This window comes from Streptomyces sp. NPDC088785 (assembly GCF_044750685.1).
Lineage (GTDB): Bacteria > Actinomycetota > Actinomycetes > Streptomycetales > Streptomycetaceae > Streptomyces.
On sequence record NZ_JBIVKH010000001.1, the window covers coordinates 170,672 to 188,283 of the forward strand.

At 71.3% G+C, this 17,612-nt stretch carries 16 protein-coding genes and 1 riboswitch; of the genes, 7 read left to right on the top strand and 9 right to left on the bottom strand.

Annotated features, from left to right (window positions below):
• Nucleotides 1–224 precede the first annotated feature (224 nt).
• From ACIP5K_RS00780 to ACIP5K_RS00805, 6 genes are all read left to right on the top strand, one after another.
• A complete protein-coding gene (locus tag ACIP5K_RS00780) occupies nucleotides 225–989 on the top strand; it encodes a GntR family transcriptional regulator (RefSeq protein WP_401403551.1) in 765 nt (254 codons plus the stop codon).
• Between the two features lie 195 nt (nucleotides 990–1,184).
• Nucleotides 1,185–1,451, top strand: a complete 267-nt coding sequence (locus tag ACIP5K_RS00785; RefSeq protein WP_401403554.1) for a DUF3311 domain-containing protein — start codon at nucleotides 1,185–1,187, stop codon at nucleotides 1,449–1,451.
• Nucleotides 1,448–3,067: a monocarboxylate uptake permease MctP gene (gene mctP, locus ACIP5K_RS00790; protein WP_401403557.1), complete on the top strand. Its 1,620-nt coding sequence runs from the start codon at nucleotides 1,448–1,450 to the stop codon at nucleotides 3,065–3,067. The genes ACIP5K_RS00785 and mctP overlap by 4 nt, the downstream gene beginning before the upstream one ends.
• 101 nt (nucleotides 3,068–3,168) lie before the next feature.
• The gene (locus ACIP5K_RS00795) at nucleotides 3,169–4,149 is read left to right on the top strand and encodes a nucleoside hydrolase (RefSeq protein ID WP_401403559.1); all 981 of its coding nucleotides are present in this window, start codon (nucleotides 3,169–3,171) and stop codon (nucleotides 4,147–4,149) included.
• Nucleotides 4,150–4,203: 54 nt separating this feature from the next.
• A riboswitch (cobalamin riboswitch) is annotated at nucleotides 4,204–4,327 on the top strand.
• A 124-nt stretch (nucleotides 4,328–4,451) separates the two neighbouring features.
• A complete protein-coding gene (locus tag ACIP5K_RS00800; RefSeq protein ID WP_401403562.1) occupies nucleotides 4,452–6,803 on the top strand; it encodes a ribonucleoside-diphosphate reductase subunit alpha in 2,352 nt (783 codons plus the stop codon).
• Complete coding sequence (locus ACIP5K_RS00805) at nucleotides 6,803–7,822, top strand: ribonucleotide-diphosphate reductase subunit beta (RefSeq protein ID WP_401403564.1); 1,020 nt, start codon at nucleotides 6,803–6,805, stop codon at nucleotides 7,820–7,822. Before ACIP5K_RS00800 ends, ACIP5K_RS00805 begins: the two co-directional genes overlap by 1 nt.
• 10 nt (nucleotides 7,823–7,832) lie before the next feature.
• On the opposite strand, the gene ACIP5K_RS00810 is transcribed toward ACIP5K_RS00805, so the two are convergent.
• Nucleotides 7,833–8,000, bottom strand: coding sequence for a hypothetical protein (locus ACIP5K_RS00810; protein ID WP_401403567.1), 168 nt, complete (start codon nucleotides 7,998–8,000; stop codon nucleotides 7,833–7,835).
• A gap of 93 nt (nucleotides 8,001–8,093) precedes the next feature.
• Here ACIP5K_RS00810 and ACIP5K_RS00815 point away from each other — a divergent pair, with 93 nt between their 5' ends.
• Complete coding sequence (locus tag ACIP5K_RS00815; protein ID WP_401403569.1) at nucleotides 8,094–9,056, top strand: helix-turn-helix domain-containing protein; 963 nt, start codon at nucleotides 8,094–8,096, stop codon at nucleotides 9,054–9,056.
• Nucleotides 9,057–9,072: 16 nt separating this feature from the next.
• Here ACIP5K_RS00815 and ACIP5K_RS00820 read toward each other — a convergent pair whose 3' ends face one another.
• The 8 genes from ACIP5K_RS00820 to sigR all read right to left on the bottom strand — a co-directional run bounded on the left by ACIP5K_RS00820 (nucleotide 9,073) and on the right by sigR (nucleotide 17,577).
• Complete coding sequence (locus tag ACIP5K_RS00820; RefSeq protein ID WP_401403572.1) at nucleotides 9,073–10,461, bottom strand: cytochrome P450; 1,389 nt, start codon at nucleotides 10,459–10,461, stop codon at nucleotides 9,073–9,075.
• Complete coding sequence (locus ACIP5K_RS00825; RefSeq protein WP_401403575.1) at nucleotides 10,458–11,486, bottom strand: multidrug MFS transporter; 1,029 nt, start codon at nucleotides 11,484–11,486, stop codon at nucleotides 10,458–10,460. Before ACIP5K_RS00825 ends, ACIP5K_RS00820 begins: the two co-directional genes overlap by 4 nt.
• A gap of 377 nt (nucleotides 11,487–11,863) precedes the next feature.
• Nucleotides 11,864–12,514 (bottom strand): peptide deformylase, encoded by a 651-nt coding sequence (gene def, locus ACIP5K_RS00830; RefSeq protein ID WP_401403578.1) that lies wholly within the window; start codon nucleotides 12,512–12,514, stop codon nucleotides 11,864–11,866.
• A 111-nt stretch (nucleotides 12,515–12,625) separates the two neighbouring features.
• The gene (locus ACIP5K_RS00835) at nucleotides 12,626–13,606 is read right to left on the bottom strand and encodes a tetratricopeptide repeat protein (protein WP_401403581.1); all 981 of its coding nucleotides are present in this window, start codon (nucleotides 13,604–13,606) and stop codon (nucleotides 12,626–12,628) included.
• A 105-nt stretch (nucleotides 13,607–13,711) separates the two neighbouring features.
• Nucleotides 13,712–15,049: an HD-GYP domain-containing protein gene (locus ACIP5K_RS00840; RefSeq protein WP_401403584.1), complete on the bottom strand. Its 1,338-nt coding sequence runs from the start codon at nucleotides 15,047–15,049 to the stop codon at nucleotides 13,712–13,714.
• The gene (locus ACIP5K_RS00845; protein ID WP_401403586.1) at nucleotides 15,046–16,371 is read right to left on the bottom strand and encodes an HD-GYP domain-containing protein; all 1,326 of its coding nucleotides are present in this window, start codon (nucleotides 16,369–16,371) and stop codon (nucleotides 15,046–15,048) included. Before ACIP5K_RS00845 ends, ACIP5K_RS00840 begins: the two co-directional genes overlap by 4 nt.
• Before the next feature lie 244 nt (nucleotides 16,372–16,615).
• The gene (rsrA, locus tag ACIP5K_RS00850) at nucleotides 16,616–16,906 is read right to left on the bottom strand and encodes a mycothiol system anti-sigma-R factor (protein ID WP_401403589.1); all 291 of its coding nucleotides are present in this window, start codon (nucleotides 16,904–16,906) and stop codon (nucleotides 16,616–16,618) included.
• Nucleotides 16,903–17,577, bottom strand: coding sequence for an RNA polymerase sigma factor SigR (sigR, locus tag ACIP5K_RS00855; RefSeq protein WP_401403591.1), 675 nt, complete (start codon nucleotides 17,575–17,577; stop codon nucleotides 16,903–16,905). The genes rsrA and sigR overlap by 4 nt, the downstream gene beginning before the upstream one ends.
• Nucleotides 17,578–17,612: the final 35 nt, after the last annotated feature.

Here is a 17,612-nt window from a genome sequence, read left to right on the forward strand (position 1 = left end):
GAGCCCGCGGCGCACCACTTGCCCGGGAACGCTCCCACCAATCGGCGATGTGGACTAGACCAGGCGGTCAGCGAACGGTATAAGGAGGGATCACGGAGCGTGCGGGGCCTCACGGGGGGTCCCACCCCGCGAGCCGTGCCACGATGAGAATCGTGGGGCCGTGGCCGATGCGCGTGGACGTCGGTCGCATCGGCACCGGAGCCGGGAAGGCGGAGCAGCGGAGCATGAGCACCGACGTCAGCAGTGCGGAGAACGAGAGCGGGGCGCCTGTCCGTACCGCGCGCGTGCCCAAGTACTACCGTCTGAAGAAGCACCTGCTCGACATGACGGAGACGCTGCCGCCGGGCACCCCGGTACCGCCGGAGCGGACCCTCGCCGCCGAGTTCGACACCTCCCGCACGACCGTCCGCCAGGCGCTCCAGGAGCTGGTCGTCGAGGGCCGTCTGGAGCGCATCCAGGGCAAGGGCACCTTCGTCGCCAAGCCGAAGGTCTCGCAGGCGCTCCAACTCACCTCGTACACCGAGGACATGCGGGCCCAGGGCCTGGAGCCGACCTCGCAGCTGCTCGACATCGGCTACGTCACGGCCGACGACACCCTCGCCGGGCTCCTCGACATCACCGCCGGCGGCCGGGTGCTGCGCATCGAGCGGCTGCGCCTGGCCAGCGGCGAGCCGATGGCCATCGAGACCACGCACCTGTCGGCCAAGCGCTTCCCCGCGCTGCGCCGCAGCCTGGTCAAGTACACGTCCCTGTACACGGCGTTGGCCGAGGTCTACGACGTGCACCTGGCCCAGGCCGAGGAGACCATCGAGACCTCGCTGGCCACCCCGCGCGAGGCGGGCCTGCTCGGCACGGACGTCGGGCTGCCGATGCTGATGCTCTCCCGGCACTCGATCGACGGCTCGGGCCAGCCGGTGGAGTGGGTGCGCTCGGTGTACCGCGGCGACCGCTACAAGTTCGTGGCGCGCCTCCAGCGCCCGATGGACTGACCGCACCCCGACCCACGCATCCAGAAGCCGGATCCGCGCCGTAGCGCGGGTCCGGCTTTCTGCTCTACGGTCCTCCCGTCACCGCGGACCACGTCCGTTATGCGGACGGGGGTTCCGTGGAGCAGGTCTCTCGCCTAGATTTCCCGCACGTTAAGCATGAGATAAGTGGAACCAGCGAGGGGACGGAGCCGCGTCATGTCCGATGCGCCTGAAGTGAACGGACCGGTGGTCACACCGGTCCGCGTCGTCATTGCACTGTGTCTGATCGCACCGTTCGTGGCGATGCTGTGGGTCAGCTCCTACGCCAAGATCGACCCGACGTTCATCGGGATCCCGTTCTTCTACTGGTACCAGATGCTCTGGGTGCTGATCTCGACCGCGCTCACCATGACCGCGTACAAGCTGTGGCAGCGCGACCAGCGCGCCCGTCACTCCGACCGGTCCGCGGGGGGCAAGGCGTGAACAACGGGGTCAACGGTGTCGCGCTCACCGTCTTCATCATCTTCTTCCTGGCCGTCACGGTCATGGGCTTCCTCGCCGCGCGCTGGCGCCGCTCGGAGAACGACTCGCTCGACGAATGGGGCCTGGGCGGCCGGTCGTTCGGCACCTGGATCACCTGGTTCCTGCTCGGCGGCGACCTCTACACCGCGTACACCTTCGTCGCCGTCCCGGCGGCGATCTACGCGGCCGGCGCCTCCGGCTTCTTCGCGGTGCCCTACACGATCCTCGTATACCCGCTGATCTTCACGTTCCTGCCGCGCCTGTGGTCGGTCTCGCACAAGCACGGGTACGTGACGACCTCGGACTTCGTGCGCGGGCGGTTCGGCTCCAAGGGCCTGTCCCTCGCGGTCGCCGTCACCGGCATCCTCGCCACGATGCCGTACATCGCGCTCCAACTGGTCGGCATCCAGGCCGTGCTGGACGTCATGGGCGTCGGCGGCGGCGAGGACACCAACTGGTTCGTCAAGGACCTGCCGCTGCTGATCGCGTTCGGCGTGCTCGCCGCGTACACGTACTCCTCGGGCCTGCGCGCCCCGGCGCTGATCGCGTTCGTCAAGGACACGCTGATCTACATCGTCATCGCGGTCGCCATCATCTACATCCCCATCAAGCTGGGCGGCTTCGACGACATCTTCGCGGCGGCCGGCGAGAAGTTCTCGAAGATCAACCCCGCGACGGACAAACCCGTCGGGGCGCTCGCCCCCGGCTCGGCCGGCACCTGGACGTACGCGACGCTCGCGCTCGGCTCGGCCCTCGCGCTGTTCATGTACCCGCACTCGATCACGGCGACCCTGTCGTCCAAGAGCCGCGAGGTCATCCGCCGCAACACCACGATCCTGCCGCTGTACTCGCTCATGCTGGGCCTGCTCGCGCTGCTCGGATTCATGGCGATCGCGGCCGGGATCCAGGTGCAGAACGGCCAGTTGGCGATTCCGCAGCTCTTCGAGGACATGTTCCCCGACTGGTTCGCGGGCGTCGCCTTCGCCGCCATCGGCATCGGCGCGCTGGTCCCGGCGGCCATCATGTCGATCGCCGCGGCGAACCTGTTCACGCGCAACATCTACAAGGACTTCATCAGGCCGGACGCGACCCCGCAGCAGGAGACCAAGGTCTCCAAGCTGGTGTCGCTGCTGGTGAAGGTGGGCGCGCTGGCCTTCGTCCTGACGATGGACAAGACCGTCGCGATCAACTTCCAGCTGCTGGGCGGCATCTGGATCCTCCAGACCTTCCCGGCGCTCGTCGGCGGCCTGTTCACCCGCTGGTTCCACCGCTGGGCGCTGCTCGCCGGCTGGGCCGTCGGCATGGTCTACGGCACGGTCGCCGCGTGGAACGTCGAGTCGCCGGCGCAGAAGCACTTCGGCGGGTCGTCGGCGGAGATCCCCGGGATCGGCCAGATCGGCTACATCGGCATGACGGCGATCGTCCTGAACGTCCTCGTGACCGTCGTCCTCACCTTCGTCCTGCGCGCGCTGAAGGCACCCGACGGCGTCGACGAGACCGCCCCGGCGGACTACACCGCCGACGCGGGCGACCGGGGCGTCCGGACCGAGCTGCCGGCCGTGGGCACCGGCCACTAGGGCCCGCACCGCGTCCACCTGACGAGCCCCTCCCGAGCGGAGGGGCTCGTCCCGTTACGGTGACCCGGTACAGCCCCCGCACCACCCGCCCTGGAGGAAACGTGCCCGCCCCCATCGTTCTCGACAGCGATCCCGGCATCGACGACGCCGTCGCGCTGCAATACCTGCTCGGCACCGGCCTGTGGGACCTCAAGGCGTACACGACGGTCGGCGGCAACGTCCCCGCCGAGCAGACCTTCCGCAACGGCCGCGCCCTCGCCCGCGTCTTCGGCATCGACGGCGACGTCGGCGTGCACCGCGGCGCGGGCCGCCCGCTGACCCGGCTGCCCTACTCGGCGGCCGGCGAGTTCCACGGCGCGTCCGGGCTCGGCACCGAGACCCTGCCCGACTCCACCGCGCCCGAGCAGACCGAGTCCTCCGCGCAGGCGCTGCTGCGGCTCTCGCGCGCGTACGAGGGCGAGCTGACCGTGTGCGCGACGGGACCGCTCACCAATGTGGCCCTCGCGCTGACCGAGGACCCCGGCTTCGCGCGGCGCGTGAAGAAGCTCGTCTTCATGGGCGGCGCGGCCGACGTGCCCGGCAACATCACCCCGGTCGCCGAGTTCAACGCCTGGGCCGACCCGGACGCCGTGGACCTCGTCGTCTCCTCCGGCATCCCGTACACGATGGTCGGCCTCGACGCGACGCACGGCTGGCGGTTCACCACCGACGACCTGGACACGCTCCGGGCGGCCGGCGACGACCTGGGACTCACCACCCGCCTGATGGACTTCTATCTCGGCGCCTACCGCGAGACCGGCGGCTCCCCGCTGCACGACCCGCTGGCCGTGGGCGTGTGCGCCGACGAGTCGTTCGTGACCGCCGCCGAAGGCACCGTCGTGGTCGAGTGCGGGTCGGAACTCACCCGCGGCAAGACCGTCTTCATCCCCTACGACGCCGATTACCCGCGCGCCTACTACCAGGAGTCCCCGCTCGTCGCGGCCCGCACCGCGCGCCGCGGCCGGGTCGCCCTCGGCACCGGCCCCCGCAACTTCACCGAGGACTTCGTCGCCACCCTGCTCAAGCAGCCCAGCGGGGCCTGAGCGACACCCCCGACACAAGATGTGGGGGTGCGGCGAACACCCGGCACAACATGTATGCTCGCTCTCGCTGTCAGTGCAGGGGAATCCGGTGCAAATCCGGAACTGTCCCGCAACGGTGAACGTAAGCCTCGAAGCGCGTACGTGAGTCCGAAGACCTGCCGACGGCACACCCGTGCCACCCGGCCCGGGTGTCGACGACGTCCGGGCCTCGTGGAATGGGCCGGTGACGCGGGCCCCGCCGTGCGCGGGCCCGGGCCACTGTCTCCCCGCGGGCCCCGAGCCGAGCGAGGGAGAGCCCCACCGTGACCATCGCGCCCGCTGATCCTGCCTCAGCCGTGGCCGAGGCGGATGCCCCCGGTACCGCGCTGCTGCGCACCCTGACCGAGCTGACCGCCGATCTGCCCGCCGCGGACCCCGGCCGGGTCGCCGCCGCCGCGCTGCGGGGCCGCAGCGCGCGGGCCGACGAGGCCGAGCTGCGCGAACTCGCCACCGAGGGCGCGGCCGGGCTGATCTCCGAGGACCCCGTCTACTCCCGGCTCGCCGCGCGGCTGCTCACGCTCTCCATCGCCGCCGAGGCCGCCTCGCAGGGCGTGACCTCGTTCACCGGGTCGATCGCCGTCGGCCACCGCGAGGGGCTGATCGCGGACCGCACCGCCGACTTCGTCCGCGTGCACGCCGCGCGGCTCGACGCGCTGGTGGACCGCGCGGCCGACGACCGCTTCGGCTACTTCGGGCTGCGCACCGTCTTCAGCCGCTACCTGCTGCGCCACCCGATCACCCGCAAGGTGATCGAGACGCCCCAGCACTTCATGCTGCGGGTGGCGGCCGGGCTCGCCGAGGACGACTCGGCGCACGCGCTCGACGAGGTCGCCGCGCTGTACGGCCTGATGAGCCGGCTCGACTACCTCCCCTCCTCCCCCACGCTCTTCAACTCCGGCACCCGGCACCCGCAGATGTCGAGCTGCTACCTCCTCGACTCGCCGCTGGACGAGCTGGACTCGATCTACGACCGCTACCACCAGGTGGCCCGGCTCTCCAAGCACGCCGGCGGCATCGGCCTCTCCTACTCCCGCATCCGCTCGCGCGGCTCCCTGATCCGCGGCACGAACGGCCATTCCAACGGCATCGTGCCGTTCCTGAAGACCCTCGACGCGTCGGTGGCGGCGGTGAACCAGGGCGGGCGCCGCAAGGGCGCGGCCGCCGTCTACCTGGAGACCTGGCACTCCGACATCGAGGAGTTCCTGGAGCTGCGGGACAACACCGGTGAGGACGCCCGCCGCACCCACAACCTCAACCTGGCGCACTGGATCCCGGACGAGTTCATGCGCCGGGTGGACGCCGACCAGCCCTGGTCGCTGTTCTCGCCGGCCGACGTGCCCGAGCTGGTCGACCTGTGGGGCGAGGAGTTCGACGCCGCGTACCGCAGGGCCGAGGCCGAGGGGAAGGCGCGCAAGACCATCCCCGCCCGCGACCTGTACGGCCGCATGATGCGCACCCTCGCGCAGACCGGCAACGGCTGGATGACGTTCAAGGACGCGGCGAACCGCACCGCCAACCAGACGGCGGAGCCCGGCCACACCGTGCACTCCTCGAACCTGTGCACCGAGATCCTGGAGGTGACGGACGACGGGGAGACGGCCGTCTGCAACCTGGGGTCCGTGAACCTGGGCGCGTTCGTGGCGGACGGCGCCATCGACTGGGAGCGGCTGGACGAGACCGTCCGCACGGCCGTCACCTTCCTCGACCGCGTCGTCGACATCAACTTCTACCCGACCGAGCAGGCGGGCCGCTCCAACGCCCGCTGGCGTCCGGTGGGCCTGGGCGCGATGGGGTTGCAGGACGTCTTCTTCAAGCTGCGCCTGCCGTTCGACTCCGCCGAGGCCAGGGCGCTGTCCACCCGGCTCCAGGAACGGATCATGCTCGCCGCGTACGAGGCGTCGGCCGACCTCGCCGAGCGCCACGGCCCACTGCCCGCCTGGGAGAAGACCCGCACCGCGCGCGGCGTGCTGCACCCCGACCACTACGACGTCGCGTTCACCTGGCCGGAGCGCTGGGCCGCGCTGCGGGAACGTATCGCCACGACGGGCATGCGCAACTCGCTGCTCCTCGCGATCGCGCCGACGGCCACCATCGCCTCGATCGCCGGGGTCTACGAGTGCATCGAGCCGCAGGTCTCCAACCTGTTCAAGCGCGAGACGCTGTCGGGCGAGTTCCTCCAGGTCAACTCGTACCTGGTGGACGAGCTGAAGGCGCTCGGCGTGTGGGACGCGCAGACCCGGGAGGCGCTGCGCGAGTCCAACGGCTCGGTGCAGGGCTTCACCTGGGTGCCGGACGAGGTCCGCGCGCTGTACCGCACGGCGTGGGAGATCCCGCAGCGCGGGCTCATCGACATGGCGGCGGCGCGCACCGCCTTCCTCGACCAGGCCCAGTCGCTGAACCTGTTCCTGGAGACGCCGACCATCGGCAAGCTCTCCTCCATGTACGCGTACGCCTGGAAGTCGGGCCTGAAGACGACGTACTACCTGCGTTCGCGTCCCGCGACGCGCATCGCCCGGGCCGCCGGCCGCTCGACCGTGCCCGCGCAGAGCGCCGCCGAAGCCGACGCGGTCGCCTGCTCCCTGGAAAACCCCGAGTCCTGCGAGGCCTGCCAGTAATGACCGACACCACCCCTGAGAAGAACCTGCTCGACCCGGGCTTCGAACTGACCCTGCGCCCCATGCGCTACCCGGACTTCTACGAGCGCTACCGCGACGCGATCAAGAACACCTGGACCGTCGAGGAGGTCGACCTCCACTCGGACGTCGCCGACCTCGCGAAGCTCAGCGCGGGCGAGCAGCACATGATCGGCCGCCTGGTCGCGTTCTTCGCGACCGGCGACTCGATCGTGGCGAACAACCTGGTCCTGACGCTCTACAAGCACATCAACTCCCCCGAGGCGCGGCTCTACCTCTCGCGCCAGCTCTTCGAGGAGGCCGTGCACGTCCAGTTCTATCTGACGCTGCTCGACACCTACCTCCCCGATCCCGAGGACCGGACCGCGGCCTTCGCCGCGGTGGAGAACATCCCGTCCATCCGCGAGAAGGCCGAGTTCTGCTTCAAGTGGATGGACTCGGTGGAGAAGCTGGACCGGCTGGAGTCGCGGGCGGACCGCCGCCGCTTCCTGCTCAACCTGATCTGCTTCGCCGCGTGCATCGAGGGCCTGTTCTTCTACGGTGCCTTCGCGTACGTCTACTGGTTCCGCAGCCGCGGCCTGCTGCACGGGCTGGCCACCGGCACCAACTGGGTGTTCCGCGACGAGACGATGCACATGTCGTTCGCGTTCGACGTGGTCGACACCGTCCGCAAGGAGGAGCCGGACCTCTTCGACGACGCGCTGGAGCAGCAGGTCACCGACATGCTGCGGGAGGCGGTCGAGGCGGAGTTGCAGTTCGGCCGCGACCTGTGCGGTGAGGGCCTGCCCGGCATGAACACCGACTCGATGCGCCAGTATCTGGAGTGCGTCGCCGACCAGCGCCTCCAGCGCCTCGGGTTCGCGCCGGTCTACGGCTCGGAGAACCCGTTCTCCTTCATGGAGTTGCAGGGCGTCCAGGAACTGACCAACTTCTTCGAGCGCCGGCCGTCCGCGTACCAGGTCGCGGTCGAGGGTTCGGTCGGCTTCGACGAGGAGTTCTGAGCCGGTCCGCTCAGGCGGCGGCCGTGTAGCGGGCGCGCCGCTCCTCCGTCTCGCGGGCGGTGCGGGCGGCGCGGATCTCGCGGTCGATGCGCAGGTCGCGGGCGATCCCGTAGAGGGAGGGCGCGGCCAGGAGCAGCAGGACGAAGAGGACGGTCAGGTAGTTCATCGCTGTGTTCATGGCTCTACTGTGTCGCTGCCGCGCTCCCCGCGGCAGTGGCAGGACTGTCATCGGACCCTGAATTCCTGCCAACTCTGCGGCACACTGGGGACCATGCTGAAGAACGTGGCCGCAGTGCTGCTCGACGGTGTGCATCCCTTCGAACTCGGCGTCGTCTGCGAGGTGTTCGGCCTCGACCGGAGCGACGCCGGGCTGCCCGTGTACGACTTCGCGGTGGTCTCCGCGGAGAGCCCGTCCCTGACCACCCATGTCCCCGGCATGACGATATCCACCCCGCACGGCCTGGAGCGGCTCGCGGAGGCCGACCTCATCGCGATCCCGTCGGCGGGGCGGCGCTTCGGCGCCTACCCGCCGGAGCTGCTGGAGGCGCTGCGCCAGGCGGTCGACCGGGGCACGCGGGTGCTCAGCCTCTGCGCGGGCGTGTTCGTGCTCGGCGCCGCCGGACTCCTCGACGGCCGCCGCTGCGCGGTCCACTGGCGGTACGCGCGCCAGCTCGCCCGGGACTTCCCGCGCACCCGCGTCGACCAGGACGTGCTGTACGTGGACGAGGGGCCGGTGATCACCTCGGCGGGCACCGCCGCGGGCATCGACGCCTGTCTGCACATCGTGCGCACCGAGCACGGCGCCGAGGTGGCGAACACGATCGCGCGGCGCATGGTCGTCCCGCCGCACCGCGACGGCGGCCAGGCCCAGTACGTGGAGCGGCCGCTGCCCGCGACGCGCTGCGACACCGTCGGCGAGGTGCTCGCCTGGATGGAGCGGCACCTCGCCGAGCCGGTGACCGTGGAGGAGCTGGCGGCGCGGGCGCTGATGTCGCCGCGCACCTTCGCCCGCCGCTTCCTCCAGGAGACGGGCACCACGCCGTACCGCTGGCTGCTGCGCCAACGGGTGCTCTTCGCCCAGGAGTTGCTGGAGGGCACGGACGAGACGGTGGACGCCATCGCCGGGCGCGCCGGGTTCGGCAACGCGGCGGCGATGCGCCACCAGTTCATGAAGGTGCTCGGCACGACGCCGAACGCCTTCCGCCGGACCTTCCGGGTCCGGCTGGCGGGCTAGGCGTCCCCCCGGCGGGTCAGGCGTCCCTCGCCTCCACCCGCAGCAGCGCCTTCCTGGGCGACAGCGTGATGCCCAGCCGGGGGGTGGTGTCCGTCTCCGGCACCTGCGTGAAGCGCCACTTGGCGACCAACGCGGCGAGCGTCAGGGCCAGTTCGGTCATGCTGTAGTGGTCGCCGGGGCACTTGCGGTTGCCGGTGCCGAAGGGCTGGTGCGCGGTCTGTGCCGCCCGGGTCCGGCGCTCGGGCAGCCAGCGGTCGGGGTCGAAGTCCAGCGCGTCCTCGAAGGAGCGCGGGTCGCGCTGCATCGCGTAGGGGCTGTAGAAGATGTCGGTCCCGGCCGGAATCCGGTACCCGCCCAGCTCGGTGTCGACGGCGGCGACCCGGGTGAATATCCAGGCCGCCGGTCGAATCCGCATGGACTCGGTGATGACGTTCCGCATATATGCGAGCTGCTTCAGGTCGCCGAAAGCGACCGGCCGTCCGGCCGTGACGGATTCAACTTCCTCGTACAGCCTCCTTTCGACCTCCGGGTGTTCGGCGAGAAGTTGCAGGGTCCACGACAGGGTCTTCGCCACATTCTCGCCACCGGCGACGAGCAGCGCGATGACTTGGTCGTGCGCCTCTTGTTCGGGAACCAGTTCGCCGTTCTCGTCGCGAGCCCTGAGCAATGTGGTCAGGAGGTCGTCCACATTGCTTCCCGAGTCCAACGCCTCCCGCCGTTCGGCGATGATCTCGTCGACCAGCCGATGCAAATCGGCCAACGCCCGAGCGAATCGCCGATTGGCCGGAAGAGGCAGTCGGTACAGCGGTCCGACGGAGAGAATCATGCGCCGGTACATTCCGTCGAAAACGGTGCCGAGTGCCGTGCACAGCCGTTCGGCGCGGTCGTCGAGCGCCTCGATGCAGAGCAGCGAGCGGGCGGCCGTGCGGGTCGCGGTGCGGAACATCTCGGCCGCCATGTCGACGGTGTGCCCGGCGTGCAGCCCGTCGGCGGTGCGCTGCGCCTCCTGCGCCATCAGCACGCCGTACTCGGCTATCCGCTCCGCGCGGAACGCGGGCTGGAGGGTCCGGCGCTGGCGCCGGTGCCGCGGTCCGTTGCTGGTCGCCACGCCCTCGCCGAGCAGCACGCCGAGGGTGTCCCACAGCGCCCCGCCGACCAGGTAGTCCGGGCTGCGCAGGAGCCGCTCGACGAGCTCCGGGTCATTGACGGCGAGGGCCGACCCGGGCCCCAGCCTGATCCGCACCACGGCGCCGCCGTCGCGCAGCGAGGTGAGGAAGCCGAGCGGGTCGCGCAGCAGGTTCCAGGCGTGGCCGACGAGCGGCGCGCCGCCGGGGGCCGGCGGCGGCTCCCGCCGCTCGCCCTGCGGCGCCGGTGCCGGGTTCGGCAGAGTGGATTCGATGGTCATGCGCGGTCACCCACCTGATCGGTGCGGGGCGTGTCGGTGATGTACGGCGGGGTGGCCCGGTCGTCCCAGGTGTCGACCTGATAGCGCCCCGATTCGTGGTGGAACCAGTACACGGAACTGAACCAGTTCCGCATGTTCTCGACGCACGACCTGATGGCCGCGGCGAGTTCCCTTCCGTGCGGTCCTATCTGTTCCGCGGCGACCACGGTCAGCTCGATCTCCTGTTCCGCGGCGAGGAAATCGGCAATGGTTCCCTCGACCCTTCGGTGGACTTCCGCCGCGGCTTCCCGCACGGAAAGACCCTCGTGTTTGATGAGACTTATCCCGAGGTTGTGCAATTCTTGTCCCGCGAGTTCCTTGGGGAGCGAGCAGAGGTCGTTGTACCAGGCGGAGAAGTCCTGGGTCGCGAGGGCGGCCCGCATGAATGCGTCGTTCTTCCGCACCCACGTGGGGAGTTCGTACTGGGCGACCGGTTCGAGCAGGTCGATCCAGATCCAGTGGGCGAAAGTCCGGCGGCGCAGGGCGATGTATTCGCCGACCGTCGGAACGGTCCCCGTCATCCTGTTCCGGAATTCCTCGTCGTAGGCGTCGATCACCACGTGGAAGTGGCGCGCGAACCGGGCGTCCCAGGCCGGGCCGAGCCGGCCGTAGAAGCGGTCGAAGCAGTCGGCGAACCCCGCGACCAGTGGGTCCGGGTGCTCCAGGTGCAGTTGCGGGGCCTCGGTGGCCGCGTGCAACTGGACCGCCAGCCGGCGCCAGTTCGCCCCCCTGCCGTGGATCACGTCACGGTCGTGCCGGTCGTCCCAGGCGAAGAACCACGCACTGAAGTCGGCTATCGCCCCGAGCAGCTCGTCGGGTGCACCCATGTAGTAGCCAGCGACCAAGTCCGTGTAGCACAGGCCGTCGGCATATTTCTCCACCTTGTCGGCGGGCATGAGCCGCTTTTCGAGCAGCCAGGTACGCGTCTTCTCCTGGAGCTTTGGCCAATACGGATGCAGTGTGCGAGGAAACGCGTCCTCGATCACCGGTAGTGCGAGCGCCGGCGGTACTGCCGCATGTGGAGCATGTGGATAGGCAGGCACGAACAAACCCCTCTCTGTCGGCCGAAGGCGTACACCCCTCCCGCAGTGCCGGGCGCGCGCCGTTGCGTATCCCCGCGCTTTCTATTCAGCACCACAACTGACCGTTCTGGGAACGGATTTGCTCCCCTCACTACCCCTAGTAACCGGATTCGTCCCCTTAGATGACCGGATCTGAATCATGTTCGGCCTGTCCTGTTCGCACACGCGGGCGCACATCCGCTCGTGCGCTCGCCCGCCGGGTCGGTGGCGTGCGGGAACGCGCAACGGCGCCCGGCCGGATCACTCCGGGCCGGGCGCCGTTGCGCGACGCTGGGGGCGGGTCAGTCGTTGGCGACCACGGGGTAGCGCGGGGTGCCCTCGTCCATCTGCTTCAGGGCGTTCTTGCGCTCGCGCTTCGACAGCCGGTCGATGTACAGATACCCGTACAGGTGGTCCGTCTCGTGCTGGAGGCAGCGCGCGAAGTAGCCGGTGCCGCGCACGGTGATCGCGTTGCCCTTCTCGTCCTGCCCGGTGACCACGGCGTAGTCGGGGCGGGCGAGTTCGGCGTACGCGGTCGGGACGGACAGGCAGCCCTCGTTGGAGTCGTCGAGGCGGCGCTGGTCCGCGGGCAGCTCCCGCAGCACCGGGTTGCAGACCACGCCGGTGTGGCGCACGCCGTCGTCGTCCGGGCAGTCGTACACGAAGACCTTGCGGTCCACCCCGATCTGGTTCGCGGCGAGGCCGACGCCCTCGGCGGTGCGCTGGCTGGCGAACATGTCGTCGACCAGCCGGGCCAGCTCGTCGTCGAACTCGGTGACGTCGGCGCACTCCTTGTGCAGCACCGGGTTGCCCACCACGGTGATCGGGCGGGACGTCCCGCGCTCCCGGTACGCCGCCTCACGGGCCTCGCAGTCCTCGGTGTCGACGACGAACCCCTCGTCATCGACGGGGAGCACGCCCGCGTGCTGCTTCTCGATGTCCTGCTGAGCCATGACGGACGTGAGCCTTCCTAGGGAGACAGGGGTGACCCTCACAGGGTACGGGGAGCGAAGGCCCCCCAGGGGCGCGACCAGCTACGACGGGCGCCCGGCCGGCCGCGCGCCTCAGCACACCTCTTCGAGATCCCGCCAGTCCCGCGAATCCGGCGAATCGGCGACCCACCCGTCGAGCAGTCCCCGCACCAGGGAGGCCGGCGCGGCCACCCCGCACTCCCGCTCCGGCACCCACAGCTGCCCGTCGGTGCGGTGCCCCAGCGGCCCGGGGTGCCCGGGCTCGCTGTGGTCGTGCGGGTCCAGGTGCTCCTCGTCGCCGTCGTCGGACGGCATCCGGGACTCCGAGCACATCCGGCACAGCAGGCGCACCGACGAGGACCAGTCCTCGGCGGCGAACCCGGCGTCGGCGGCCAGCCGCTCCAGGGCGTCCCGGTCGGACTCGGTGGCGGCCTCCAGGAGCACGACCCAGGTCGGCACCGGCGAGGGCGCCCACAGCTCGATCTCGTCGAAGACCGGGAAGGAGTGTCCGGCGGCGGTGGTCCGCTCGCCGTGGGGCACGCCGTCGTGCAGCACGACCTCGCCCCAGCGCCGCCCCGACGAGGGCAGCGGGATCGACAGCACCTCGATGCGCGCGGGGTCCAGCCGCCGCCCCCACACCACCTCGGCCTCGCCCTCCGGGGAGAGCCGCACGGCCGCGCTGCCCAGGTCCATGCCGGTCGGCTCGCCGGCCGCCGCGGCGCCGCCGGGCACCCGCAGCCCGTACGCCTGCCAGGCCCGCCGGGCCAGCGGCCAGTCCTGGAGGGCGGTGGCGGCGATCCCGACGTTCCACCAGTCCGGGGCGCCGGTCTCGCGCTCCAGCAGGGCGACGGCGCGCAGCCCCGCGGTCCGCGCCTGCTCCCAGTCGTGGCGGAACTTGTGCAGCAGCGCGAGGTTGAACCAGGACTCGGAGAGCCACGGTTCCAGATCGGCAGCGCGGGTCAGCAGCGCTCCCGCGTCCTCGTACCGTCCGTCGCCGATGAGCGTGAACGCACGATCCGTGGCCTGCCGCCACGAGGCGGAGGGCCGGTGCCGTCCCTTGCCGAAGATCCTCACGATTCCCGCCTGCCGATACTCGGGGCCCGGGCCCTCGGACCCCCTCTTTGGTCGCTCTTTCGCATCCAACCACGGACGGTCGGAGCCTCGCTCATTACCCATGGGTTACCCAGCCGACCCTAGGCTCAGACCGGGGTGCGACACCACCCTGGCCAGCGCCTCGACGACCTCCGGCTGATACTCCCTGCCGGTGGCCAGCCGCAGCCCTTCCAGGGCGGCGAGCGGTCCCTGGGGTCCTGTTCCCCTGGCCATCTCGTCATAGGCGTTCGCTGTCCGCACAATCCGTGCGGTGAGCGGCTGTTCCCGGTACGGATCGGCCAGCCGCTCGACCACGACGGCCACCTGGGCGTCCACCCCGGTCTGCCGGACGACGGCGCCGCCGAGCAGGGCTATCCGGCGCTGCTGGGCGGCGGGCAGGGCCGCGGTGGCGCCGTCCCGCACCGGGTCGACCAGCGAGAGCTGCCCGATGTCGTGCATCAGGGCCGCGTACTCCAGAACGGTCAGGTCCGGCCCGGACAGCCCCATCTCGCGCCCTATGGCACGGCTGAGCGCCGCCACCCGGTGGGCGTGCCCGTGCGGGGTGTAGCCGGCGATCTCGGTGGCGCGGGCCAGTGAGGCGATGGTCTGGCGGTACGTGGCGCGGACCGCGGAGTAGCGCCTGAACGCCAGCTGGGTGAGGAGCAGCGGCAGGCTGATGACGGGCAGCGCCCACAGTCCGGCGACGGCGACGGCCAGGGCGAGCACGGCCCCGGTGGCGCCGACGGCGGTGCCGATGCCGAGCATGGCCCGCATCTCGTCGCGCAGCAGCGGCCCGAACGGCCAGCGGGTCCTGGCGTGCGCCATCGCGGCGGCGAGCACGGCGTCGCAGAGTCCGGTCAGCGCCAGCAGCCCGACGACGAACAGCGCGTAGTACGCGCCGTCGCCGAACCACTCCTCGGCCCGGCCCTGGTTGTACAGCGGCTGGAAGCAGGCGGCGGCGAACCAGACGGTCAGCACGCGGCGCGCGATGTGGTCGGGCGAGGGTCCGCGGCCCCGGGCCACGTGCGGGACGCAGCCGACGAGCGCGCCCGCGACGGCCACCGCGACGACCTGGAGCACGCCGTGGCCGGTGGGCTCCCCCGCGACCGATCCCAGCAGCGCGTACGCCAGCGCACCGGCGGCGGCGAGCGGCGCGGACTCCCGGTCCCCGCCGCCGCCCCAGCGGGCCAGCTCCCCCACGGCGACCAGCACGCCGAACGCGAGCGCGATCCCGCGCCCGTCGACCCCGCGCGCGACGGTGGCGGCGAACGCGACGAGGGTCAGCGCCCCGGCGACGGCGTACACCCCGGCGACCGTCCCGGACACCGCCCGGGACGCGCCCGCGCCCGCCCCGGGCGCTCCGGCCGGGGCGGCGGGGCGGCGTCCCGCGCCGGCCGCCGCGTCGCCCGCTCCGGTCCCCGTCATCGGGCCGACGCCCCGCGCAGCGGCGTCTCCCCGGCCGCCAGGGGCGCGGGCACGGCGGCGGCGCCCGGCTCCTCGTCGGCCGTCACCACCGGATGCCATCCCTCCCGGTCCAGGGCCCGCACCAGCGCCCCGACCATCTCCGGGTCGAACTGCGATCCCGCGCACCGCTCCAGCTCGGCGACGGCGACCGGCACGGGCCGCGCCCGCGAGTACGTGCGGGTGGAGGTCATCGCGTCGAAGGCGTCGGCGACCGCGACGACCCGGGCGAACTCCGGGATCTGCGTCCCCACGAGCCCGTACGGGTAGCCGCTCCCGTCCAGCCGCTCGTGGTGGTGCAGGATCGCGGCCCGCGCATCGCCGAGGAAGCCGATGCCGCGCACCATCTCGTGCCCGTACTCCGGGTGCAGCTCGATGACCTTGCGTTCTTCGGGGGTGAGCGGCCCGTCCTTGCGGAGCAGCCGCGTCGGCACCCCGAGCTTCCCGACGTCGTGCAGGATCCCGGCGAACCGCAGCACCTCGGCCCGCTCGTCGGGCATGCCCAGCTCGCGGGCGATCATCATGGACGCCTGGCCGACCCGCTCGCTGTGGCCTCGGGTGTACCCGTCCTTGATGTCGACGGCCTGCACGAGGGCGCGGATGGTGGCCTGGTGGGCGGAGCGTTCGCGCTGGTACTGGGCGAACACCCAGCAGGAGATGCACATGGGCAGCACGACGAGCAGCGCGGCCACGGGCCCGTACGAGCTGGTCCAGAGCACCGCCATCATCAGCCCGGCGAGCCCGTGCACGGCCACCGGCGCGAGGGAGCGCAGGAAGAGGCCGCGCCAGGCGGTGCGCGGCGGTACGCGCTCGGCGACGGCGAGGATCCCCCCGTCGAGCGCGGTGAGCACGGCGCAGAAGGCGAGGACGGCGGCGGCGCCGGGCAGCAGCGCGCCGGGGAAGCGGGGCCCGGCGATCGCGGCGGGCCCGCCGAGCGCGCCGAAGACCCGGGCGGAGGCGTGGACGGCGACGGCGAGCTGGGCCGCCCGCCAGACGCGGCGCAGCCCTTTCGGGCGCTGCTCGACCTGCCCGAGGAGGGCGCCGGGCACGGCGACGAGCGCCGCGGCCGACGGCGGCAGCAGAAACGCTCCTGCGAGCAGGACGGGATAGAACGTGCCCATCCCCCGCGGCCCGCGCCCCGCCAGGCCGCAGCCCACGTACACGCACGCGAGCAGCGCCACGGCGGTCCACGAGGTGCGGGCGGAGAGGGCGGGTGCCGCGCAGACGGCGCCCGCGCCCGCTGTCAGGAGCACATACGCACCGGCCATCGGCGGAACCGACCGCATGCCCAACTCCCTCCCCGTGACGTTCCGTTCACGGAGACCAGAGAGTAGGACGCGGGACGCGCCGCTCGGGCGTCATCATGGCGATTACCGGGGCAGAAGGCCCCGGATTAGCACGATCGGGTGAATCAGCCGATGATTCCCGCCCCAACTGCCACGCGAGAGGGGGCAGTTGGGCAGGGCGGGGACGGCAGGTGCGGCGGCGGGCGCCGGGCGGTCGGGGCCGGGGCCGGGGCCCGGCCCGGGGTCAGGCGAGCGGGGTGCCCTCGTCGGGCGCGCCCTGGCCGGAGCGGATCACGTCGATCCGCCCCATGACCTTGGCCCGCAGGTCGCTGGGCACGTCGTCCGAGCCGCAGCACCGCTTGACCAGCTTCTTCACGGCCTGCTCCAGGCCGTACTTCTCCAGGCACGGGGAGCACTCCTCGAAGTGCACCTCGAACTTGGTGCAGTCGGAGTCCGGCATCTCGTGATCGAGGAACTCGTAGAGATGGTCGAGGACCTCACTGCAGTCCGTCTCGTGCGGCTCTCCGCAGCTCATGAGCCCGAGCCTTTCGCTTCGTTCGACTCTCCGGCGCCGGCCGGGACGAGCCCGCGGTCACGGGCGTAGTCCTCCAGCATGCCGCGCAGCTGGCGGCGTCCACGGTGGAGCCGGGACATCACCGTCCCGATGGGTGTCCCCATGATGTCCGCGATCTCCTTGTACGCAAAGCCCTCTACGTCGGCCAGATAGACCGCGATGCGGAATTCCTCCGGGATCGCCTGCAACGCCGACTTCACGTCCGAGTCGGGCAGGTGGTCGAGCGCCTGCGACTCGGCGGAGCGCAGACCGGTCGACATGTGCGACTCGGCGCGCGCGAGCTGCCAGTCCTCGATCTCCTCGGCGGCACTGCGCTGGGGCTCGCGCTGCTTCTTGCGGTACGAGTTGATGAAGGTGTTCGTCAGGATGCGGTACAGCCACGCCTTGAGGTTGGTGCCCTCGCGGAACTGGTGGAACGACGCGTACGCCTTCGCGTAGGTCTCCTGCACCAGGTCCTCGGCGTCCGCCGGGTTGCGCGTCATCCGCAGCGCGGCCGAGTACATCTGGTCGAGGAACTCCAGCGCGTCCCGCTCGAAGCGCGCGCTGCGCTCGGAGGCGGTCTCCGCCGGCTCGGGCCGCTCGTCGGGCTGGCCGTGTTCGGTCCCTGCGTCGGTCCCTGTGACCGGACCCACCTCCTCAAGCGACGTCGTGGAACCCGGGAAGGCTC

Bases quoted from the DNA above. Each gene is read 5' to 3' on its own strand.
- def (WP_401403578.1), bottom strand. From the start codon at position 12,514: ATGGCTCAGCAGGACATCGAGAAGCAGCACGCGGGCGTGCTCCCCGTC.
- ACIP5K_RS00810 (WP_401403567.1), bottom strand. From the start codon at position 8,000: ATGAACACAGCGATGAACTACCTGACCGTCCTCTTCGTCCTGCTGCTC.
- rsrA (WP_401403589.1), bottom strand. From the start codon at position 16,906: ATGAGCTGCGGAGAGCCGCACGAGACGGACTGCAGTGAGGTCCTCGAC.
- ACIP5K_RS00840 (WP_401403584.1), bottom strand. From the start codon at position 15,049: ATGACGGGGACCGGAGCGGGCGACGCGGCGGCCGGCGCGGGACGCCGC.
- ACIP5K_RS00845 (WP_401403586.1), bottom strand. From the start codon at position 16,371: ATGCGGTCGGTTCCGCCGATGGCCGGTGCGTATGTGCTCCTGACAGCG.
- ACIP5K_RS00805 (WP_401403564.1), top strand. From the start codon at position 6,803: ATGACCGACACCACCCCTGAGAAGAACCTGCTCGACCCGGGCTTCGAA.
- ACIP5K_RS00785 (WP_401403554.1), top strand. From the start codon at position 1,185: ATGTCCGATGCGCCTGAAGTGAACGGACCGGTGGTCACACCGGTCCGC.
- ACIP5K_RS00820 (WP_401403572.1), bottom strand. From the start codon at position 10,461: ATGACCATCGAATCCACTCTGCCGAACCCGGCACCGGCGCCGCAGGGC.
- ACIP5K_RS00780 (WP_401403551.1), top strand. From the start codon at position 225: ATGAGCACCGACGTCAGCAGTGCGGAGAACGAGAGCGGGGCGCCTGTC.
- ACIP5K_RS00815 (WP_401403569.1), top strand. From the start codon at position 8,094: ATGCTGAAGAACGTGGCCGCAGTGCTGCTCGACGGTGTGCATCCCTTC.